Origin of the sequence: Sphaerotilus hippei, from assembly GCF_003201595.1 — a bacterium.
Lineage (GTDB): Bacteria > Pseudomonadota > Gammaproteobacteria > Burkholderiales > Burkholderiaceae_C > Sphaerotilus > Sphaerotilus hippei.
Genome location: NZ_QJJS01000001.1, coordinates 54,286 through 73,639 on the forward strand (window position 1 = coordinate 54,286; position 19,354 = coordinate 73,639).

The window sequence follows — 19,354 nt, forward strand, 5'->3', positions numbered from 1 at the left end:
CATGGACGCCCCCAGTCGTCTTATCGGCAGGCCGCCACCGCGGCTGTAGCCGGATTCAGCCCGGATCCAGCGTCGACAGGAACTGGCGCAGCTCCGGCGTGCGCGGGGCGCCGAAGATCTGCGCCGGGGGGCCGACCTCGTGTGCCCGCCCGGCGTGCATGAACACGACCCGGCTGCTGACGCGGCGGGCAAAGGCCATCTCGTGGGTGACGAGCAGCAGCGTCATGCCGTCGCGCGCCAGGTCCTCGACGGTGCGCAGCACCTCGCCGACCAGCTCGGGGTCGAGTGCGGAGGTGATCTCGTCGCACAGCAGCACGGCCGGCTGCATGGCCAGCGCCCGCGCGATGGCCACCCGCTGCTGCTGACCGCCGGAGAGCTGGTCGGGCCAGGCGTCGAAACGATCGGCCAGGCCGACGCGGGCCAGCAGCGCCCGGGCGGCCGCCTCGGCCTCGCCGCGTGCGGTCTGGCGCACGAGCGTGGGCGCCAGCATCACGTTGCGGCCCACGCTCAGGTGCGGAAACAGGTGGAAGCCCTGGAAGATCATGCCCACGTGCCGGCGCAGCCTGCGCAGGGCCTCGTCGTCACCGGTCTTCAGCGCCACGCCGTCGACCGCGATGTGCCCGGTCTCGGCGGTCTCGAGGCCGTTGAGGCAGCGCAGCAGCGTGCTCTTGCCCGACCCGCTCTGGCCGATGATGCAGACCACCTCGCCGGCGGCGATCTCCAGATCGATGCCACGCAGCACCGCGTGTGCCCCGTAGGCCTTGTGCAGGCCCCGGATGACGACCATCGGCGCGGCAGCGCCCAGCTCAGTGTCCACGGGCAAGCCGATGCTCCAGTTGGCGGCTGGCGCGCGAGATCGGCCAGCACAGCAGGAAATAGAACAGCGCCACGCAGGCGAAGACCACGAAGGGCTTCAGCGTGGCGTTGCTGATCATCGAGCCGGTCTTGGTCAGCTCGACGAAACCGATCACCGAAGCCAGTGCCGTGCCCTTGATGACCTGCACCAGGAAACCCACCGTGGGGGCCACCGCGATGCGCAGGGCCTGGGGCCCGATCACATGGCTCAGCGACTGAGCCAGCGTCATGCCCAGGCTGTCGGCGGCCAGCCACTGGCCACGCGGCACGGCATCGATGCAGCCGCGCCAGATCTCGGTGAGGAAGGCGCTGGCGTAGAGCGTCAGCGCCAGCGCCGCCGCCGTCCAGGCCGAGACGTTCAACCCCATCAGCCCGAGCCCGAAATAGGCCAGGAAGAGCTGCATCAGCAGCGGGGTACCCTGGAACAGCTGCACGTACAGCGACACCCCGCGCCGGGCGCCGGGCCAGTGCGCCAGCCGCGCCCACAGCAGCAGCGCGCCGACCAGCCCGCCCCCGAGGAAGGCCAGCAGGGACAGGGCGACAGTCCAGCGGGCGGCCAGCGCCAGATTGCCCAGGATGTCCAGCAGGGTGAACTCGATCATGCGGGACTCCGGTTCAGCGATGGGCCGGGGCGACTCGCCCGAACAGGCGCGGCCCGAGGGCCACGAGCAGGTGCCGCAAGGCGATCGACAGCCCCAGGTAGATCGCGGTGGCGACGATGAAGGACTCGAAGGCGCGGAAGTTGCGGCTCTGGATCAGGTTGGCCGCGTAGCTCAGTTCCTCGGTGGAGATCTGGCCGCACACGGCCGAGCCCAGCATCACGATGATGATCTGGCTCACCACCGACGGCCAGACCCGCCCCAGCGCCGGCGGCAGCACCACGCGCCAGAACAGCTGGCGCTCGGTCAGCGCCAGGCTGCGTGCGGCCTCGATCTGGCCGCGCGGGGTGCTCTGCAGGCCAGCCCGCACGATCTCGGCCGCGTAGGCGCCCAGGTTGAGCACCATGGCCAGCACGGAGGCGATCTCGGGCGTCAGGCGCAGCCCCAGCCCGGGCAGGCCGAAGAAGATGAAGAACAGCTGCACGATGAACGGGGTGTTGCGGAACAGCTCGACATACGCCCCCACCCCCAGACGCAGCAGCCCATGACCATGGACCCTGACCTTCGCGCAGGCGATGCCCAGCATCAGGCCGAGGACGGTGGCGACCGCCGTCAGGCTCACCGTGTGAGCCATGCCACGCAGCAGCAGCGGCCACTCGGCCAGCACGGCGACGAAATCCAGTGCGATCATGGGGCGATCCTGTGCGTCGACGGACTCAGAGCGGCAGCTCGCCGGCCGGGCGACCCAGCCACTTCTGCGACATGCGGTCGAGCTCGCCGGCGGCCCGGGCCGACGCGATGATCTCGTTGATCCTCAGGCGCAGCTTGTCCTCGCCCTTGGCCACGCCGATGAAACAGGGCGAGTCCTTGAGCACGAACTTGTATTCGACGCTGAGTTGCGGGTTGCGCGCCATCATGTTGCCGGCCACCGCCGCACCGACGGCGATCGACTGCACCTGGCCTGACACGAAGGCGGCCACGGTGGCGTTGTTGTCCTCGAAGCGGCGCACGTCCATGGTGGACGGACCGATCTTGCCCAGTTCCTGGTCCTCCATCGCGCCGCGGGTCACGCCCACGGACTTGCCGGCCAGGTCGGCCGCGCCCTTGATGGCGATCGTCTTCGGCCCGAACACCGCCTGGTAGAAGGGTGCATAGGCGGAGGTAAAGTCGATGACCTTCTCCCGCTCAGCGTTCTTGCCCAGCGTCGAGATCACCAGGTCGACCTTGCGGGTCTGCAGATAGGGAATGCGGTTGGCGCTGGTGACCGGCACGTACTCGACCTTGACGCCCAGCCTGGCGGCGATCAGGTTGGCCATGTCGACGTCGTAGCCCTGGGGCTTCATGTCGGTGCTGACGAAACCGTAGGGCGGGTAGTCGGTCGGCACCGCGATGGTGATGAGCTTCTTGGCCATCACGTCGTCGAGGGCGGTCTGCGCGGCCGCCTGCTGGCTGCTGCTCAGGCCCAGCAGGGCAAGACTCAAGGCAATGGCGTGGCGACGGAACATCGGGCGGACTCCTGCGGCAAAAGGGGATCGGACGGATCGGCCCCGCTCGCACCACGCAGGTGCAGGCTCGGGCCGGATCCCGAGCGGTTCGCAATCTGCATGCCAATGTGTATACGATCGATGCCGGCGCACCGATGGCGTCAGCCGAGGTCGTCGAGCCCGACGTGATCGAGCATGCCGAGCAGCTGCCGCTCGAGCCAGTCCGGCGCATCCAGCGGCAGGTCGTGGCCGGCAGCGGGGTGCACATGCAGCGGCAGGCCCCAGGCCTCGGCCAGCGCCCGCGAGCAGCGCGGATCGACCAGCTGGTCACCCGCACCGGCCAGCAGGCGCAGGGGCACGGCCGGCCGCACGGCCGGCGCCTGGAAGCGGGCGGCCGCCACCAGCTGGCGCCAGGCGTTGCGGGCGCTCACCGGACACTGCCGGCGCCAGCGCACCCAGTCCTGCAGCAGGGCACGGGCCGCATCGCCGTCCGGCGCGAACTGCCGCGAGGTCAGGCGCAGGATGGTGCGCTCCCAGCGCGGGGCATCGGCCCGGCCGGCCAGGCAGCGCAGCAGCGCCGGCACGCTGGCCGGCCGCAGGCGCTGCCACGGCGGGCTGAAGGGCCGCACGCTGGTGTTGACCAGCACGCAGTGCGCCAGCTCACGGGGATGGCGATCGGCCCAGGCGATGGCCACCATCGCCCCCAGCGACATCGCCAGCAGGTGGTAAGGCGCCAAGGCCCCCGCGGCCTGCAGCTCGGCACGCAGCCCCTCGACCATGTCCTCGACCCGCAGCGGGCTGGTTTCGCGCCAGCGCCGGCCGTTGCCGGGCAGGTCGGGGGTCAGCACGCGGGCGCCCGGCAGCGCCGCGGCCAGGCGCTGCGGCCAGGGGCCCCAGTGGCGCGCCTCGCGGGTCAGGCCGCGCAGCAGCACCCAGGTGGGTCCGGCCGCGCTGGGCGGGGGGCTCACCGCCGCCCCCGGTACCAGAGCGCCAGCGCCTGCTGGTGGTGCCATTCGCGTGCCGCGCCTTCGGGCATCCAGCGGCGGTGGCCGATGGCCGCGCGCACGACGAAGTCCAGCCAGCCCAGGTGGCGGCGCAGCACCCGCTGCTGGCGGTGCGCGATCAGCGGATTGAAGAGGCCGTGGCGGGTGAAGAGCTGGCGCGGGTTCTTGCGCACCCACATCCACGAGCCCATCTCCAGCGTCAGCGGCAGGAAGACCCGCGGCGAGGCCGCGCAGGCCTGCAGGTAGAGGTAGTCCCACAGGTCACCGTGGGCGAGGTACTGGCGGCTCTGCGGCTCGAAGACGTAGGGGTGGTGCAGCTGGGTCTGGTCGAGGATGGCCTTGAGCGCATGCAGCTCGGGCAGGTGGGCGATCGGCTCCGGCGTGTGGGCATGCGGGAACCAGATGCGGTCGTTGACGCCGAAGCCGGAGTGGCAGTCCACCACCAGGCTGAAGCGGTGCGGCAGCAGCTCCCGCTCGACCAGGGTGCAGACGGCCTGGTTCTCCATCTCCATGGCTGCGCCCCGCGGGCCGCGGTACCAGGGCAAGCCGGCACTCAGGCGCTGCCCGCCGACCAGGAAAGGCACCCGCGAGCGGGCGTCGAGCGGGGCGTTGCGCATCAGGTCGACCCCGTTGGGGTTGGCGCGGGTGCCGCGCCAGACCCCTCCCGGGTTGACCATGGGCATGAACACCAGGCGCACCTGCTCGAGCTCGCGGTGCAGCACGGCATCCCAGGCCAGTCGCTTGATCAGGCTGTGCAGGTAGGCGATGACCACCTCGGCGCCGATGCGCTCGAGCCCGTGCACGCCGCCGAAGAAGCCCACGGCCGGCACCTCGGGGTCCGGGTTGCCCAGCGTGTAGGCCTGCACCGGAAAACGCCGGGTGCCCACCATGACCTCACACAGCACCTCGTGGGCCAGGTGGGGCGAGCCTTCACCCGACAGCGCACGCAGGCCCGCCAGATCGGCCAGGTCGGCCCGTTCGTTCAGCTCGGCTTCAGGCAAGGCGGACAAGGGACGGGTGCCGGATCGATGCAATCCGCCAGCATACGCGGACCGGCCGGCCTGCCGCCTGGGTGTTGGCACGGAGTCACGGCGTCACGGACCTGCCATGCCCCGGTCATGCCGCGCCGCTAGCGTGGCAGGTTTCCAGTCCCGCACGGGGAGTCCCCGCCATGACACGTCGCCTGTTTCCGTGGATCGTCCACCCTGCCCTGGCGCTGGGCAGCACCCTGCTGTGGGGCGCGATCGAGTTCGTCGCCCTGTGCCGCTGCCGGCTGGGCGTGCGGCGCAGCGACTGACGTCCTGACGCGGCGTCACGTCCACCGTCGAACAGCACAAAAAGCTATCGAACAAATCAGGACGATTGATCCTGAAGATGGGTGATTTCGGCGACCATGAACCCCTGTCCAGGCCGCGTGGCCAGTTTCCGGGAGCATCGATCATGGCCAAGTCCGCCACCTTCGGCGTCATGCACGTCGGCATCGCCTTCGGCGTGAGCTACTCGCTCACCGGCAACTGGCAGATGGCCGGGGCGATCACCATCGCCGAGCCCATCGTCAACACGGTGGCGCACTACTTCTTCGACCGCTGGTGGGAGGGCCGCCAGGACGCCCAGTCGTCGCAGGACGGCACCTCACCCGACCCCGTGGCCCTGCCCGCCTGAGGCGGCCCACGAGCCTTTCAGGGCCGGGTCGCGGCCTCCAGCCAGCCCAGCCAGTGCATCGCCTGCCCACGGTCCTGTCCGCACATCTGCGGGTCGGGCTGCAGCCCGGCGCAGACCGCCGGGCGGTCCGGGTGGCCGAAGAGGCGGCAACGCAGCTGCTCGTCGAGCTGGACGCAGGGCACGCCGGCGGGCTTGCCCGCAGGCATGCCGGGGATGGGGCTGGAGATCGACGGCGCGGTGCAGCAGGCGCCACACCGCGGTCGACAAGGATGGGCTGGACTCATGACCCGGCGATGGTAAGGTGCCGGTCGACCCCGAACAGGAAACCACGCCGTGAACTACGCCCAGCACAACCCCGCCCTGCCCCTGGACCCGCTGACCGATGACGATCTGAACAAGCTCGAGCAGATCCTCAACGGCGTGCCCACCGAATCCGCGATGGACCTGGAGTGCCTGGACGGCTACCTGACCGGGTTGCTGGTCTCGCCCCGGCTGCCGCCCACCGAAGCCTGGATCCCGCTGATCTGGGGCGGTGACACGCCCGAAGGCCCGCCCTTCGTCAGCGGCAAGGCGCACAAGCGCTGCGTGCTGCTGATCATGCGCCTGCTGGCCGAACTGGACGCCCGCCTGCGCCACGACGTCGAGGCGATCGAGCCGATGTTCGGCGCGGCCTGGGTCGACGACGAGGAGCTGGTGGATGGCGAGCTCTGGTGCATCGGTTTCCTGCATGGCCTGTCCGCCTGTGCCGAACAGTGGGACGGTCACCTCGACGATGCCGCCGTGGCCCTGGCGCTGCGCCCGATCAGCCTGATGGGCAGCGACGAGTTGGGCGCCGAGGATGCCGCGCTGATCGAGACGCCCCGGCAGCGCGACGAATGGAGCCGCCAGGTGCCGGAATCGGTCGTGACGCTCTACCGCCACTGGCGGCCCTGAGACATGGCGTCGTCGCCCCGTCCGGCCGGGTCCGTCGACACCGGCGCGGCGGCCCTGCAGCCGCGCCCGGCGCTGCCGTATCTGGGCAGCTACCCGCCGGCGCTGCGCCAGCAGGTGCAGGACCTGATCGACGCCGGCCGCCTGGGCTCGTGGCTGCAGCAGCGTTATCCGCAGGTGCACACGGTGCAGACCGATCGTCTGCTGTACGAGTACACCATGGAGCTGAAGGACCGCTACCTGCGCAGCAGCGTGCCGCTGTCCAAGGTGGTGTACGACCCCAAGCTGCACATCATCCGCAACGCGCTGGGCACCCACACCACCGTGGCGCGGGTCCAGGGGGGCAAGCTGAAGGCCAAGCGCGAGATCCGGGTGGCCCAGCTCTTTCGCCAGGCTGCGCCCGAGTTCCTGAAGATGATCGTCGTGCACGAGCTCGCCCACCTGCGCGAGCGGGAGCACGACAAGGCCTTCTACGCGCTGTGCGCGCACATGGAACCCGACTACCACCAGCTCGAGTTCGACCTGCGCCTGTGGCTGACCTGGCGCGAACTGGCCCCTGCCCCCGCCGCTGCCCCCGCCCACCCGGCCTGAAACGACGGGCCTTGTTCCACGTGGAACAAGGCCTCGACCGGATCAGGGCACCACGCCCCGGCTCGTGACTTGTCCACAGCCTGTCACTTAAAATGGCGTGCTTCCCGTATCGAACACGTCCCGCCAGTCAGCTGCTGTGCGGGTTTTTTTGCTGGCATTCCCACCCCTGCGTGGACAGCCGGCCCGAGGTGGACCCCGTATGCTGTATCCCCAGGAATTTGACGTCATCGTCGTCGGCGGTGGACATGCCGGCACCGAAGCCGCGCTCGCCGCTGCACGCATGGGCGTGCGCACGCTGCTGCTGACCCACAACATCGAGACCCTCGGCCAGATGAGCTGCAACCCGTCGATCGGCGGGATCGGCAAGGGCCATCTGGTGAAGGAGGTCGATGCGCTGGGGGGTGCGATGGCGATGGCCACCGACGAGTCGGGCATCCAGTTCCGCATCCTCAACTCGAGCAAGGGCCCGGCCGTGCGGGCCACCCGGGCACAGGCCGATCGCATCCTCTACAAGGCGGCGATCCGTGAGCGGCTGGAGAACCAGCCCCATCTGTGGATCTTCCAGCAGGCGGTCGATGACCTGATGGTCGAGGGCGACCGGGTGGTCGGCGCGGTGACCCAGATCGGCGTGCGGTTCCGCGCCCGGGCGGTGGTGCTGACGGCCGGCACCTTCCTCGACGGCAAGGTGCACGTGGGCCTCAACAACTACCCGGCCGGACGCGCGGGCGATCCGCCGGCGGTGAGCCTGTCGGCGCGCCTGAAGGAGCTGAAGCTGCCCCAGGCGCGGCTGAAGACCGGCACGCCTCCACGCATCGACGGCCGCTCGATCGATTTCAGCCGCTGCACCGAGCAGCCCGGCGACCTGGATCCGGTGCCGGTGTTCAGCTTCCTGGGCGACGCGGCCCAGCATCCACGCCAGGTGCCCTGCTGGATCACGCACACCAACCAGCAGACCCACGACATCCTGCGCACCGGTTTCGACCGCAGCCCGATGTTCACCGGCGTGATCGAAGGGGTCGGGCCGCGTTATTGCCCCAGCATCGAGGACAAGATCAACCGGTTCGCCGACAAGGACTCGCACCAGATCTTCCTGGAGCCCGAAGGCCTGACGACCAACGAGTTCTACCCGAACGGCATCTCGACCTCCCTGCCCTTCGACATCCAGCTGGCCGCGGTGCGCACGATGGCCGGGCTGGAGAACGCCTACATCCTGCGCCCGGGCTACGCGATCGAATACGACTACTTCGACCCCCGCGAGCTGCGCTCGACCTTCGAGTCCAAGGCCATCGGCGGGCTGTTCCTGGCCGGCCAGATCAACGGCACCACCGGCTACGAAGAAGCGGCGGCACAAGGCCTGTTTGCGGGTGCCAACGCCGCCCTGCAGGTCCAGGGCAAGGACGCGCTGACGCTGGGCCGGGACCAGGCGTATCTGGGCGTGCTGGTCGACGACCTGATCACCAAGGGCGTGACCGAGCCCTACCGCATGTTCACCAGCCGGGCCGAGTTCCGGCTGCAGCTGCGCGAGGACAACGCCGACATGCGCCTGACCGAGATCGGCCGGCAGGTCGGCCTGGTCGACGACCGGCGCTGGGATGCCTTCAACCGCAAGCGGGACGCTGTTTCACGTGAAACCGAGCGGCTGAAATCGACCTGGATCTTCCCGAGCATCTTCCCGGCCGCCGAGGCCGAAGCCCTGCTGGGCAAGGCCATCGACCACGAGTACAACCTGGGTGACCTGCTGCGCCGACCGGGCATCAGCTTCGACACCCTGTCACAGGTGATGACGGTGGCCGAGCGTCAGCGTGCGCTGCAGGCCGGCCACCCCGAAGCGGCCGCCGTGGTTTCACGTGAAACACTGCGCACCGAACTGGGCGCGGCCGTGGCCGACGCGGTGATCGAGCAGGTCGAGATCGCGACCAAGTACGCCGGCTACATCGACAAGCAGAACGACGAGGTGCAGCGCGCCGCCGGCCTGGAGCACCTGAAGCTGCCGGCCGAGCTGGACTATGCCCAGGTCACCGCGCTGTCCTTCGAGGTGCGCCAGACGTTGATCAAGCACCAGCCGGAAACCCTGGGTCAGGCCTCGCGCCTGTCGGGGGTCACTCCGGCGGCGATCTCGCTGCTGCTGATCCACCTGAAGAAACGCCGCGGCCGCAGCGAGATCACCGGTGATCCGCGCCCCAGCGCCTCTCCCTCCAACCCCAGCGTGACCGCCTGACATGTCCGATACCCGCAGCGCCGAGCGCCTGACCCTGACCACCGGCGCCCAGGCGCTGGGCCTGTCCCTGAACGACACGACGGTCGAACGCCTGCTGGCCTACCTGGACCTGCTGCTGCAGTGGAACCAGACCTACAACCTGACGGCGATCCGCGACCGCCAGCATGCCCTCACCCACCACCTGCTCGACAGCCTGACGGTGGTGCTGCCCCTGCAGCGTCACCTGTCCGCACGTTCGCTGTCCCAGGCCAGCGTGCTCGACGTGGGCAGCGGGGGCGGCCTGCCGGGCGCCGTGCTGGCCAGCGTCTGTCCTGAATTGCAGGTGACCTGTGTCGATGCCGTGGCCAAAAAGGCCGGTTTCATCCGCCAGACCAGCGCCGAGCTGGGCCTGCCCCGGCTGCAGGCCCGCCACAGCCGGGTCGAGCAGATCCAGGACGCCCGCTACGACGTCATCACCTCGAGGGCGTTTTCTTCGCTGCCGGACCTGATCCGCCTGACCCGGCCGCTGCTCGCGCCCGGCGGTGTCTGGATGGCGATGAAGGGCCAGCACCCGGGCGACGAGCTGGCGGCCCTGCCCGCGGACATCGAGGTGTTTCACGTGGAACCCCTGCAGGTGCCCGGACTGGAAGCCGAACGCTGCCTGATCTGGATGCGCCCCCGCGTCTGAGCCTGAGCCTGAATCCACCACCCCTTCTCGGAGCCCCCTCATGTCGTTCTTCGGCATCGCCGACTACCCCGCCTTCTGCGGTGCCGTGGTGATCTTCCTGGCCCTGCCAGGGCCGGGCACGTTCGCGCTGCTAACCTCGACCGCCAAGGGCGGCTTCAAGGCCGGGGCGGCGGCCACGGCCGGGCTGATCCTGGGTGACCAGGTGCTGCTCTGGCTGGCCGTGGCCGGCGTGGCGGCGCTGCTGGCGGCTTATCCGGCCGTTTTCAGCCTGGTTCGATGGGCAGGGGCAGCCTACCTCGGGTGGATCGGCTGGAAGCTGCTGACGAGCCGCTCACCGGGCGCCGCGAGCCCCGTGCACATCGAGCCACGTGACTACGCCCGCCAGGCGCTGATGATCACGCTGCTGAACCCCAAGGCCATCGTGTTCTACATGGCCTTCTTCCCGCTCTTCATCGACCCGGTGCAGCACCGCGGCGGCATCACCTTCGTGGCGATGGCGCTGACCATCGCCGGCATCACCGCCGTCTGGTGCCTGGGTCTGTGCGCGCTGGCCCGGACGCTGGCCGAGCGGCTGCGCCAGCACCACGGCCTGACCCGATGGCTGGAACGGGCGGCCGGCGCCTGCCTGATCGGCTTCGGCTGGCGCCTGTTGCGCGACTGAGCGCCCGAAACACTTCCGGGTGAAGGGCCGAGCCGCGACAATCGCAGGCGCGCCTCATCGCTCCGACAAGGCGCCCTCACCCACTGTGCTCATGGCCCGCATCTTCTGCATCGCAAACCAAAAAGGTGGGGTCGGCAAGACCACCACCACCGTCAACCTGGCGGCCGGTCTGGCCGCCCTCGGTCAACGTGTCCTGGTGATCGATCTGGACCCCCAAGGCAATGCCACGATGGGCTCGGGCATCGACAAGCGCTCGCTCGACCCGTCGATCTACGACGTGCTGATCGGCACGGCCGACGTGCGCAGCGCCCGCCGCCACAGCGACAAGGCCGGCTACGACGTGCTGGGCGCCAACCGGGAACTGGCGGGTGCCGAGATCGAGCTGGTCAGCCTGGAGCACCGGGACCGGCGCCTGAAGATGGCGCTGCACGACGTCACCGCCGACTACGACCTGATCCTGATCGACTGCCCACCTTCGCTGAGCCTGCTGACGCTCAACGGCCTGAACTGTGCCCACGGCGTGATCGTGCCGATGCAGTGCGAGTACTTCGCGCTAGAGGGCCTGTCCGACCTGGTCAACACCATCAAGCAGGTCTACGCCAACCTGAACCGCGACCTGCAGCTGATCGGCCTGCTGCGGGTCATGTTCGATCCGCGCATCACGCTGCAGCAGCAGGTCAGCGAGCAGCTGAAGGACCACTTCGGCGAGAAGGTGTTCAACACCGTGATCCCGCGCAACGTGCGCCTGGCCGAAGCGCCGTCCTACGGCCTGCCCGGTGTCGTGTTCGACCCCAACTCCAAGGGGGCGCAGGCCTTCATGGCGCTCGCGCACGAGGTGGTCGCGCGCATCGGTGACATCAGGCCAGGCTGAAGCGCCAGACCCCCGCCGCGTCGCGCTCGCGGCGCAGCAGACCACGGTGCCACAGCGCATTCAGGTGAGCCACCGCCTCCCCCATCGCGAAGGTGGTCTGGTGCAGGTCCAGCTCGCGCCGGAACAGCACCGGCAGCGCATCGGCCGCGCTGCAGGGCGATGCCTGGCAGGCGGCCAGCAGATCGGCCAACCGCTCCTCGTGATGGGCATGCAGCTGGGCCACCCGCTCGTGCAGGCCGCGGAAGGGCTTGCCATGCGAGGGCAGCACCAGCGTATCGGCCGGCAGCACCCGCAGCCGGTCCAGCGACGCCAGGTAGAGCGGCAGCGGGTTGCCCTCGGGCTCCAGGTCGATCACGCTGACGTTGGTGGAGATGCGGGGCAGCAGCATGTCGCCCGAGATCAGCACGCCCAGGTCGGGCGAATGCAGGCTGATGTGCTCGGGCGCATGCCCGTAGCCGACCAGGCAGCGCCAGGACCGACTGCCGACATCGACCGCCTGCCCGTCCAGCAGGCGCCGGTACTGGCCCGGCACCTGCGGCACCATGCTGGCGTAGTAGTTGCCGCGCGCGCGCACCTTGGCTTGCGCCGCCGGATCGATCAGGCCATGGCTGGCGAAGAAGGCCGCGGCGGCCTCGCCACCGAAGCCGGTGGTCTGCTGCGACGCCATGCGGGCGGCATTCCAGTCGCTGCCGCTGATCCACAGCCGGCAGGTGCGTCCATCGAGGCTCCAGCGCTGTGTCAGCCAGTGCGCCAGCCCGATGTGGTCGGGATGCATGTGGGTCACGATCAGGCGCAGCACCGGCAGGCCGTCCAGCGCCTCGGCGAAGATGCGCTCCCACGCCGACTGGGTGCTGTCGTTGGTCACGCCGCAGTCGACGATGGTCCAGCCCTCGATGCCGTCCTGGCGGTCGCGCAGCAGCCAGAGGTTGATGTGATCGAGCGCAAACGGCAGGCCCATGCGCACCCAGAGCACCCCGGGGGCCACTTCCAGCAACTGGCCACGCTCGGGCAGGGTGTCACCCAGCGGGTAGCTCAGCTGGTGTTCATTCGGGTTGGCCATGCGCTTCTCCTGCAGCGGAATGCTTAGACTGACGGGACGTTCAACGCAGTTTACCCATGCCCCCCGAAGCCGCTGTCGCCCAGGTTCCACGTGAAACACGCACCTGCACCATCACCGAACTCGCGCAGGAGTTCGACATCACGCCACGGGCCATCCGCTTCTATGAAGACGTCGGCCTGCTCACCCCTTCCCGATCGGGTCGCAACCGGGTGTACAGCCAGAGAGATCGCGTACGCTTGAAACTGACGCTGCGGGGCAAGCGCCTGGGCCTGAGCCTGCTGGCGGTCAAGCAGCTGGTGGACATGTACGAGTCACCGGCCGACACCGAGCCGCAGCTGCGCCGCTTCATCGGCATGCTGCAGGCTCAGCGCCACCAGCTCGAGCAGCAGCTCGAGGACCTGAACCTGACGCTGCACGAGGTCCGCCAGCACGAGGCGAACTGCGAGCGGCTGCTGGCGCAGCGCCTGACGGGCGCCGAACCCCCTGCTCCGATGGCTGATTGACGTTAACGTCAATTTCCAGACCCTTTGACAGCCTGGTGCCATGGTCATGGGTCAGAATTCACGCATGACGACCGAACTTCACGAACTGTTTGAGAGCAACCGCGAGTGGGCCCGCGATGTCGAGGAGCGCACCCCGGGGTTCTTCACCAAGCTGCTGGAGCAGCAATCCCCCCAGTACCTGTGGATCGGCTGTGCCGACAGCCGGGTGCCGGCCAACGAACTGGTGGGCCTGCTGCCCGGTGAGCTCTTCGTCCACCGCAACGTGGCCAACGTGGTGGTGCCGACCGACCTGAACGCCCTGTCGGTGATCCAGTTCGCGGTGGACATGCTGCGCGTGCGCCACATCATCGTGGTCGGGCACTCCAACTGCGGTGGCGTCAAGGCCGCGCTGTCCAATCTGCGCGTCGGGCTGGCCGACAACTGGCTGCGCCATGTGCAGGACGTGCGCAACCGCCACCTGCGTTTCCTCGACGGCCTGCCGGCGCACCTGCGGGTCAATGCGCTGTGCGAACTCAACGTGCTCGACCAGGCGCGCAACGTCTGCCGTACCACCATCGTCGAGGACGCCTGGCAGCGCGGTCAGGACGTGGTCATCCACGGCTGGGTCTACGGCCTGCACAACGGCCTGCTGGAGGACCTCTGCATGACCGTCAGCAGTGCCGACCAGGTGGAGATCGCCTACGAACGCGCGCTCGCGGCCGTGATGGCGCGTTACCACGCCGAAGTGCCGCTGCCTTCGCTGGATCCGCAGATCGCGGACCGGTCGTCGGGCACCGGGCAGCCCTGACGCCCCACCGTCCCCAGGCGCGCCATGCACCCGCAGCAGCTCGATGACGGTCGCGCCTTCGACATCGCCGCGGCCCTGATCGCCGGCTTCAACCGGCACTATCGCCTGTTCCGCGAGACCAGCGCCGCGGCCCGGCAGCGTTTCGAGGCCGCCGACTGGCACGGCCAGCAGCGGGCCCAGCGCGAACGCATCGAGTTCTACGACCTGCGGGTGCAGGAGGCGGTCGAGCGGCTGCAGCACGAGTTCCAGGCCTCGAGCCTGTCCAGCGACACCTGGCACCAGGTCAAGCTGCACTACATCGGCCTGCTGATCGACCACCACCAGCCGGAGCTGGCGGAGACCTTCTTCAACTCGGTCACCACCAAGATCCTGCACCGCAGCTACTTCCACAACGACTTCATCTTCGTGCGGCCGGCGGTCAGCACCGAGTACATCGAGAACGAGGAGCCGGCGGCCACACCGACCTACCGCGCCTACTACCCGACCGAGGAGACGCTGCAGCAGGCCCTCACCCTCACGATCACCCACTTCCAGCTGCAGCGCCCGTTCGACGACCTCGAGCGCGACGTGCACGACGTGCGCAAGGCGGTGCTGCGCCAGCTCGGCGACAGCCAGCTGCGGGCGAACTTCCAGATCCAGGTGCTGGCCTCGCTGTTCTTCCGCAACAAGGGCGCCTACGTGGTGGGCAAGATCGTCAACGGCTACAGCGAGATCCCGTTCGCGCTGCCCATCCTGCACGACCCGCAGGGCCGGCTGGTGATCGACGCGGCGCTGTTCGGCGAAGACGATCTGCAGGGGCTGTTCAGCTTCGCGCGGGCCTATTTCATGGTCGACATGGAGATCCCCTCGGCCTGCGTGCAGTTCCTGCGCTCGATGATGCCGCGCAAGCCGCGCAGCGAGATTTACAACGCGCTGGGCCTGCAGAAGCACGGCAAGAACCTGTTCTACCGCGACTTCCTCTACCACCTGCGCCACAGCAGCGACCGCTTCCGCATCGCCCCGGGCATCAAGGGCATGGTGATGCTGGTGTTCGACCTGCCCAGCTTTCCCTTCGTGTTCAAGTGCATCAAGGACTTCTACCCGCTGCAGAAGGACACGAGCCGCGAGCTCATCCAGGGCAAGTACCTGCTGGTCAAGCAGCACGACCGGGTCGGTCGCATGGCCGACACGCTGGAGTTCAGCAACGTCGCCTTCCCGCGGGCGCGCTTCGACGACGAGGTCATCGCCGAGCTGCGGCACTTCTGCCCCAGCCTGATCGAGGACGACGGCGAGACGCTGGTGATCCGCCACGTCTACATCGAGCGCCGCATGATCCCGCTGAACATCTACCTGCAGGACGCCACGCCCGCCCAGGTCGAGAAGGTGGTGATCGAGTACGGCAACGCGATCAAGGACATGGTGGCGGCCAACATCTTCCCGGGCGACATGCTGTGGAAGAACTTCGGCGTGATGCGCCAGGGCAAGGTGGTCTTCTACGACTACGACGAGATCGAGTACGTCACGGACTGCAACTTCCGCCGCGTGCCGCCCCCGCGCAACGAAGAAGAGGAGATGAGCGGCGAGGTCTGGTATTCGGTCGGCCCCAGGGACGTGTTTCCCGAGACCTTCGGCCCCTTCCTGCTGGGCCATCCGGCGGTGCGGCAGGTGTTCATGAAACACCACGGCGACCTGCTCGAGGCGGACTTCTGGCAGCAGCACCAGCGGCGCATCAACGCCGGCCACGTGCACGACGTCTTTCCCTACGATCCTGAAAAGCGCTTTGCACACCAGCGTGAACGGCGCGTGATGGACGACCTGGCCTCTCCATGATCCCTCTGTCCGAACTGTCGAGCGGCCTGGGGCTGCAGCACCTGGCGCTGTTCTCCGGCACGGTCCTCGTGCTCAACGCGACCCCCGGGGTGGACATGCTCTGCACCCTCTCGCGCACGCTGCAGGGTGGGCCGCGTGCCGGCCTGGCCACGGCCGCGGGCATCGTCGCGGGCTGCCTGGTGCACACGCTGCTGGCCGCCTTCGGGCTGGCCGCGCTGCTGGCGGTGGCCGGCCGGGCCTTCCAGCTGATCAGCTGGGGCGGCGCGGCCTACCTGGCGTGGCTGGGCTGGGGGCTGCTGCGGACGGCCCTGGCGCGTCCGGGGAGGACGGCCGCCGCGACGCCCGCCGGCACCACGAACGCCCGCTCGGGCTGGGCCGATTTCCGCCTCGGGCTGCTGACCAATGTGCTCAACCCGAAGGTCGCGCTGTTCGTGCTGGCCTTCCTGCCGCAGTTCATCCGTGCCGACGCGCCCGACAAGACGCAGGCCTTCCTGGTGCTGGGGATCTGGCTGGTGCTGCAGGGCGCGCTGTTCCTGGCGGTGCTGGTGGCGGCGGTCGCCCGGCTGCGCGGGCTGGGGCGGCGTCCGGGCCTGCAGCGCGGCCTGCAGGCGCTGGGCGGCGGCCTCTTCATGGCGCTGGCCGTGCGACTGGCGCTGAGCGACCTGCCGCGCCCCTGAGCGCTCAGCGGGACGGGGGCAGGTAGAGCTGGTCCGAGTAGGTGGCCAGCCACTGCGGACGGAAGGCCACGAAGATCGACGCCAGCATGCCGCTGAGCACCGCATCACCCCAGGCGGCCAGCCAGCGACCGATCATCTGCTCGGCCGGATCCAGCAGCGGGGACCTGTCACCCCACCACCAGGCCAGCCAGCCCGAGCAGGCGGTGGCCAGCAGGGTCGCGAAGAACCCCCGGCCCAGGATGTAGACGAACAGGTGATGCGGCAGCCAGCGCCGCACCCCGGCCCCCAGCACCATCGCCAGCGTGCCCGGCAGCACGCCGAGCCAGACCATGCGGTGCAGGGCTTCGGCGGCGTCGACATGGGCCACGCCGATCATCATCAGCGTGACGGGCACCAGGCACAGCATCGCCAGCGGCCAGCCGGCCATCAGCACCAGCAGCGACGCGCCCGACAGCGGCTGCAGCACCGCGCTGGCCACCAGCCGGTCGCTGCTCCAGGCCCAGGGCAGCAGCGCACACCACAACAGCCAGGGCCAGGGTGGCCCGGACCAGCCGACCGCACGCCAGGGGCGGCAGGACAGGGCGGCCATCAAGGCGACCGACGCCAGCAGAAGATCAAGCATGCGGCGATGCTAGGGCAGCCGGCCGGCGCCCGCCTGACGGCGCGCAAGCCCGGCGCGTCCCGCGTGGACGGGAAGACGGTCAGGACAGCGGCGTCATGCTCGAGGGCACGCCGGCCGCGGACATCACCACGCCGACCTGCTGGCCCTGGCCTCGTCTCCCCCCGCCGACCGACAGGGGCCGGCCCGCCGGAGGCATCGGCAGGCGGGAAAACTCGTCGCCCAGGCGCACGAGCTCGGCGTTGCCGCTGGCGCGGCACAGGCTGAGCACCGCACGGGCGTATTCGGGCGGCCCCAGCATCAGGTTCATGTCCACGTCCTCTCCCAGCTCGTAGAGCAGGAGGTCGTGGATGCGGCCGGCCAGTCGTTGTCGGTTGCTGTCGATCATGGTGTCGTCTCCCATGACCATGCTCCATGCAGACGCCGTGCCGCACCACCCTCGCAAACGCGCAAATCTGCATCAGCATGTGAGCGAGCGTGAGCGGCATCACGCCGGACGCCCGGTACCAGCATCAGGCATCAGGGTCGGTCCCTAGTCGCGGAAAGGGCGACTGTCAAGTCCCGGCGCATGCCTGCCCCGGTACCGGGCACACGAACCCGTCGCCGATGGGCAGGGATGGTGCATGGATGGCGCGCACTGCACCATCGGGCACCGCGGACAGGGCTCACATCGCCTTGCGCTGGTTGGCAGGCGAGATCTTCAGCGCCTCGCGGTACTTGGCCACCGTGCGGCGCGCGACCTGGATGCCCTGCTCCTCGAGCATGTCGCTGAGCTGGCTGTCCGACAGCGGCTTCTTCGGGTCCTCGGCGGCGACGAACTGCTTGATCAGCGCCCGCACCGCCGTGCTCGACGCGTTGCCGCCGGCATCGGTGTTGAGCGAGCTGCCGAAGAAGTACTTCAGCTCAAAGGTGCCGAACGGCGTGTTCATGTACTTGGCCGTCGTCACGCGCGAGATGGTCGACTCGTGCAGGCCCAGCTCGTCGGCGATCTCGCGCAGCACCAGCGGCTTCATCGCGATCTCGCCGTGCGTGAAGAAGCCCTTCTGGCGCTCGACGATGGCCTGCGAGACGCGCTGGATGGTGTCGAAGCGCTGCAGGATGTTCTTGACGAACCAGCGGGCCTCCTGAAGGCGCGCCGACAGGGACGAACCGGCCTCGTCGGCGCCGTTGCCCGCGCTCTTCTGCTGGCCGCGGTGCTGGCGCAGCACCTGCGCGTACATGTCGTTGATGCGCAGCTTGGGCATCACGTCCGGGTTCAGCACCACGCGCCAGCCGCGCCCCGACTTCTGCACGATCACGTCGGGCACGATGATGTTGGCCTCGGCGCGCGAGAAGCGCCGCCCCGGCTTGGGCTCGAGCGTGACGATCAGGCTCTGCGCGGCGCGGATGAGGTCCTCGCTGGAGGCGGTGGCCGCCACCAGCTTCTTGACGTCACGCCGGCCGAGCAGCTCCAGGTGGCCGTTGCAGATGCGCATGGCCACGGTGCGGGCCTCGCTGCCGGGCAGCTCACGCAGCTGCAGCAGCAGGCACTCGGACAGGTCCCGCGCGCCCACGCCGGTGGGCTCCATGTTCTGCAGCCAGGCCAGCGCGCAGCGCAGCCGGCCGAGCAGATCCTCGCGCAGCAGTTCGACGTCGGGCTCTTGCTCGTCGGCCCAGGCCGCGGCTTCGGCGACGGCGTCCTCCACCATCGCCACCAGTTCCCCCTCGAGGGCCGGCACCGGCTCGTGCACCAGGCTGGCCACCGTCGGGAAGCTGCCCAGCTCCAGGCTGTCGGCCAGGCGATCGGCGATGTCCTCCAGCCGGTCGGCCAAGTAACCGTCCTCGCTGAGCGAATCGATCAGGGCCTCGACCAGCAGCGCGTCGACCGGCTGCAGGTGCAGGCCGCGCAGCTGGGTGCGCAGGTGGTCGGCCAGCGTCAGCGCGACGGTGGAGCGTTCGCTCCAGTCGGTGTCGTCGTCGTCGAGGGCGCCGTTGCGCACGCCCGGGGACTCGGCGATGCCGTCGAAATCGTCCCGCTCGGTGCCGTTTTCCCAGTCGTCACGCTCGGTCGCGCCAAACTCCATCTGGTCGACGGCCACGTCCGGCTCGGCCGGGGTGTCCGAAGGACTGGAGCCGGTTTCCGCGCCATCCCAGGCCTCCTCGGAGGCGCTGGTCCGATCGGGCGCCGGCGCTTCCAGCGCGGTGCGATCGGGCAGGGGCATGTCGTCGTCGGTCTCGAGGAACGGGTTCTGCTCGAGCATCTGCTCGACTTCCTGATGCAACTCGAGCGTCGAGAGCTGCAAGAGCCTGATCGATTGCTGCAGCTGGGGCGTGAGCGCCAGGTGCTGCGAGAGGCGGACCTGCAAGGACGGTTTCAC

The 19,354-nt window shown here is 69.3% G+C and carries 23 protein-coding genes; 12 read left to right on the forward strand and 11 right to left on the reverse strand.

Annotated features, from left to right (window positions below):
• Positions 1–55 precede the first annotated feature (55 nt).
• The 6 genes from C7444_RS00275 to C7444_RS00300 all read right to left on the reverse strand — a co-directional run bounded on the left by C7444_RS00275 (position 56) and on the right by C7444_RS00300 (position 4,952).
• Complete coding sequence (locus C7444_RS00275; protein ID WP_170130594.1) at positions 56–787, reverse strand: amino acid ABC transporter ATP-binding protein; 732 nt, start codon at positions 785–787, stop codon at positions 56–58.
• Positions 788–806: 19 nt separating this feature from the next.
• Complete coding sequence (locus C7444_RS00280) at positions 807–1,457, reverse strand: amino acid ABC transporter permease (protein WP_110398828.1); 651 nt, start codon at positions 1,455–1,457, stop codon at positions 807–809.
• Positions 1,458–1,470: 13 nt separating this feature from the next.
• The gene (locus C7444_RS00285) at positions 1,471–2,145 is read right to left on the reverse strand and encodes an amino acid ABC transporter permease (protein ID WP_110398829.1); all 675 of its coding nucleotides are present in this window, start codon (positions 2,143–2,145) and stop codon (positions 1,471–1,473) included.
• Positions 2,146–2,170: 25 nt separating this feature from the next.
• On the reverse strand, positions 2,171–2,959 hold the full coding sequence (locus tag C7444_RS00290; protein WP_110398830.1) for a transporter substrate-binding domain-containing protein: 789 nt from the start codon (positions 2,957–2,959) through the stop codon (positions 2,171–2,173).
• 140 nt (positions 2,960–3,099) lie between these two features.
• A complete protein-coding gene (locus C7444_RS00295; protein ID WP_245909338.1) occupies positions 3,100–3,906 on the reverse strand; it encodes an alpha/beta fold hydrolase in 807 nt (268 codons plus the stop codon).
• The gene (locus C7444_RS00300) at positions 3,903–4,952 is read right to left on the reverse strand and encodes a M14 family zinc carboxypeptidase (RefSeq protein ID WP_375136894.1); all 1,050 of its coding nucleotides are present in this window, start codon (positions 4,950–4,952) and stop codon (positions 3,903–3,905) included. Before C7444_RS00300 ends, C7444_RS00295 begins: the two co-directional genes overlap by 4 nt.
• Before the next feature lie 161 nt (positions 4,953–5,113).
• Between C7444_RS00300 and C7444_RS20750 the strand changes: the two genes are divergently transcribed.
• Together C7444_RS20750 and C7444_RS00305 are read left to right on the forward strand one after the other, a co-directional pair.
• A complete protein-coding gene (locus tag C7444_RS20750; RefSeq protein ID WP_259372546.1) occupies positions 5,114–5,239 on the forward strand; it encodes a hypothetical protein in 126 nt (41 codons plus the stop codon).
• A 143-nt stretch (positions 5,240–5,382) separates the two neighbouring features.
• Positions 5,383–5,604: a DUF2061 domain-containing protein gene (locus C7444_RS00305; protein WP_110399133.1), complete on the forward strand. Its 222-nt coding sequence runs from the start codon at positions 5,383–5,385 to the stop codon at positions 5,602–5,604.
• 17 nt (positions 5,605–5,621) lie between these two features.
• On the opposite strand, the gene C7444_RS00310 is transcribed toward C7444_RS00305, so the two are convergent.
• Positions 5,622–5,888: a YkgJ family cysteine cluster protein gene (locus C7444_RS00310; protein ID WP_110398832.1), complete on the reverse strand. Its 267-nt coding sequence runs from the start codon at positions 5,886–5,888 to the stop codon at positions 5,622–5,624.
• Positions 5,889–5,937: 49 nt separating this feature from the next.
• Between C7444_RS00310 and C7444_RS00315 the strand changes: the two genes are divergently transcribed.
• The 6 genes from C7444_RS00315 (at position 5,938) to C7444_RS00340 (ending at position 11,542) form a co-directional block, all read left to right on the forward strand.
• On the forward strand, positions 5,938–6,537 hold the full coding sequence (locus C7444_RS00315) for a YecA/YgfB family protein (RefSeq protein WP_110398833.1): 600 nt from the start codon (positions 5,938–5,940) through the stop codon (positions 6,535–6,537).
• Between the two features lie 3 nt (positions 6,538–6,540).
• Positions 6,541–7,125 carry a M48 metallopeptidase family protein gene (locus tag C7444_RS00320; protein ID WP_110398834.1) on the forward strand — a complete coding sequence of 195 codons (585 nt, stop codon included), beginning with the start codon at positions 6,541–6,543 and terminating at the stop codon, positions 7,123–7,125.
• Between the two features lie 199 nt (positions 7,126–7,324).
• Positions 7,325–9,343, forward strand: coding sequence for a tRNA uridine-5-carboxymethylaminomethyl(34) synthesis enzyme MnmG (gene mnmG, locus C7444_RS00325; RefSeq protein WP_110398835.1), 2,019 nt, complete (start codon positions 7,325–7,327; stop codon positions 9,341–9,343).
• Between the two features lies 1 nt (position 9,344).
• Positions 9,345–10,010 carry a 16S rRNA (guanine(527)-N(7))-methyltransferase RsmG gene (gene rsmG, locus C7444_RS00330; RefSeq protein ID WP_110398836.1) on the forward strand — a complete coding sequence of 222 codons (666 nt, stop codon included), beginning with the start codon at positions 9,345–9,347 and terminating at the stop codon, positions 10,008–10,010.
• Positions 10,011–10,050: 40 nt separating this feature from the next.
• Positions 10,051–10,671 (forward strand): LysE family translocator, encoded by a 621-nt coding sequence (locus tag C7444_RS00335; RefSeq protein ID WP_110398837.1) that lies wholly within the window; start codon positions 10,051–10,053, stop codon positions 10,669–10,671.
• Between the two features lie 91 nt (positions 10,672–10,762).
• Positions 10,763–11,542, forward strand: a complete 780-nt coding sequence (locus C7444_RS00340) for a ParA family protein (RefSeq protein WP_110398838.1) — start codon at positions 10,763–10,765, stop codon at positions 11,540–11,542.
• On the opposite strand, the gene C7444_RS00345 is transcribed toward C7444_RS00340, so the two are convergent.
• Positions 11,529–12,602 (reverse strand): MBL fold metallo-hydrolase, encoded by a 1,074-nt coding sequence (locus tag C7444_RS00345; protein ID WP_110398839.1) that lies wholly within the window; start codon positions 12,600–12,602, stop codon positions 11,529–11,531. The genes C7444_RS00340 and C7444_RS00345 overlap by 14 nt on opposite strands.
• Before the next feature lie 56 nt (positions 12,603–12,658).
• Between C7444_RS00345 and C7444_RS00350 the strand changes: the two genes are divergently transcribed.
• The 4 genes from C7444_RS00350 (at position 12,659) to C7444_RS00365 (ending at position 16,378) form a co-directional block, all read left to right on the forward strand.
• Positions 12,659–13,105, forward strand: coding sequence for a MerR family transcriptional regulator (locus C7444_RS00350; RefSeq protein WP_110398840.1), 447 nt, complete (start codon positions 12,659–12,661; stop codon positions 13,103–13,105).
• Between the two features lie 64 nt (positions 13,106–13,169).
• The gene (can, locus tag C7444_RS00355) at positions 13,170–13,892 is read left to right on the forward strand and encodes a carbonate dehydratase (protein ID WP_110399134.1); all 723 of its coding nucleotides are present in this window, start codon (positions 13,170–13,172) and stop codon (positions 13,890–13,892) included.
• Between the two features lie 24 nt (positions 13,893–13,916).
• Positions 13,917–15,701, forward strand: a complete 1,785-nt coding sequence (aceK, locus tag C7444_RS00360; protein WP_110398841.1) for a bifunctional isocitrate dehydrogenase kinase/phosphatase — start codon at positions 13,917–13,919, stop codon at positions 15,699–15,701.
• Positions 15,698–16,378 carry a LysE family translocator gene (locus C7444_RS00365; protein WP_110398842.1) on the forward strand — a complete coding sequence of 227 codons (681 nt, stop codon included), beginning with the start codon at positions 15,698–15,700 and terminating at the stop codon, positions 16,376–16,378. Before aceK ends, C7444_RS00365 begins: the two co-directional genes overlap by 4 nt.
• 4 nt (positions 16,379–16,382) lie before the next feature.
• Here the strand turns inward: C7444_RS00365 and C7444_RS00370 are convergent, their stop codons facing one another.
• The 3 genes from C7444_RS00370 to rpoN all read right to left on the reverse strand — a co-directional run bounded on the left by C7444_RS00370 (position 16,383) and on the right by rpoN (position 19,354).
• Positions 16,383–17,000, reverse strand: a complete 618-nt coding sequence (locus tag C7444_RS00370; RefSeq protein WP_110398843.1) for a hypothetical protein — start codon at positions 16,998–17,000, stop codon at positions 16,383–16,385.
• 79 nt (positions 17,001–17,079) lie between these two features.
• Entirely contained in the window at positions 17,080–17,400 is a 321-nt protein-coding gene (locus tag C7444_RS00375; protein WP_110398844.1) for a hypothetical protein, read from the reverse strand.
• 262 nt (positions 17,401–17,662) lie between these two features.
• A complete protein-coding gene (gene rpoN / locus C7444_RS00380; RefSeq protein WP_110398845.1) occupies positions 17,663–19,354 on the reverse strand; it encodes an RNA polymerase factor sigma-54 in 1,692 nt (563 codons plus the stop codon).

Bases quoted from the DNA above. Each gene is read 5' to 3' on its own strand.
- C7444_RS00275 (WP_170130594.1), bottom strand. From the start codon at position 787: ATGGTCGTCATCCGGGGCCTGCACAAGGCCTACGGGGCACACGCGGTG.
- C7444_RS00280 (WP_110398828.1), bottom strand. From the start codon at position 1,457: ATGATCGAGTTCACCCTGCTGGACATCCTGGGCAATCTGGCGCTGGCC.
- C7444_RS00285 (WP_110398829.1), bottom strand. From the start codon at position 2,145: ATGATCGCACTGGATTTCGTCGCCGTGCTGGCCGAGTGGCCGCTGCTG.
- C7444_RS00290 (WP_110398830.1), bottom strand. From the start codon at position 2,959: ATGTTCCGTCGCCACGCCATTGCCTTGAGTCTTGCCCTGCTGGGCCTG.
- C7444_RS20750 (WP_259372546.1), top strand. From the start codon at position 5,114: ATGACACGTCGCCTGTTTCCGTGGATCGTCCACCCTGCCCTGGCGCTG.
- C7444_RS00305 (WP_110399133.1), top strand. From the start codon at position 5,383: ATGGCCAAGTCCGCCACCTTCGGCGTCATGCACGTCGGCATCGCCTTC.
- C7444_RS00310 (WP_110398832.1), bottom strand. From the start codon at position 5,888: ATGAGTCCAGCCCATCCTTGTCGACCGCGGTGTGGCGCCTGCTGCACC.
- C7444_RS00320 (WP_110398834.1), top strand. From the start codon at position 6,541: ATGGCGTCGTCGCCCCGTCCGGCCGGGTCCGTCGACACCGGCGCGGCG.
- mnmG (WP_110398835.1), top strand. From the start codon at position 7,325: ATGCTGTATCCCCAGGAATTTGACGTCATCGTCGTCGGCGGTGGACAT.
- rsmG (WP_110398836.1), top strand. From the start codon at position 9,345: ATGTCCGATACCCGCAGCGCCGAGCGCCTGACCCTGACCACCGGCGCC.
- C7444_RS00335 (WP_110398837.1), top strand. From the start codon at position 10,051: ATGTCGTTCTTCGGCATCGCCGACTACCCCGCCTTCTGCGGTGCCGTG.
- C7444_RS00340 (WP_110398838.1), top strand. From the start codon at position 10,763: ATGGCCCGCATCTTCTGCATCGCAAACCAAAAAGGTGGGGTCGGCAAG.
- C7444_RS00345 (WP_110398839.1), bottom strand. From the start codon at position 12,602: ATGGCCAACCCGAATGAACACCAGCTGAGCTACCCGCTGGGTGACACC.
- C7444_RS00350 (WP_110398840.1), top strand. From the start codon at position 12,659: ATGCCCCCCGAAGCCGCTGTCGCCCAGGTTCCACGTGAAACACGCACC.
- can (WP_110399134.1), top strand. From the start codon at position 13,170: ATGACGACCGAACTTCACGAACTGTTTGAGAGCAACCGCGAGTGGGCC.
- aceK (WP_110398841.1), top strand. From the start codon at position 13,917: ATGCACCCGCAGCAGCTCGATGACGGTCGCGCCTTCGACATCGCCGCG.
- C7444_RS00365 (WP_110398842.1), top strand. From the start codon at position 15,698: ATGATCCCTCTGTCCGAACTGTCGAGCGGCCTGGGGCTGCAGCACCTG.
- C7444_RS00370 (WP_110398843.1), bottom strand. From the start codon at position 17,000: ATGCTTGATCTTCTGCTGGCGTCGGTCGCCTTGATGGCCGCCCTGTCC.
- C7444_RS00375 (WP_110398844.1), bottom strand. From the start codon at position 17,400: ATGGGAGACGACACCATGATCGACAGCAACCGACAACGACTGGCCGGC.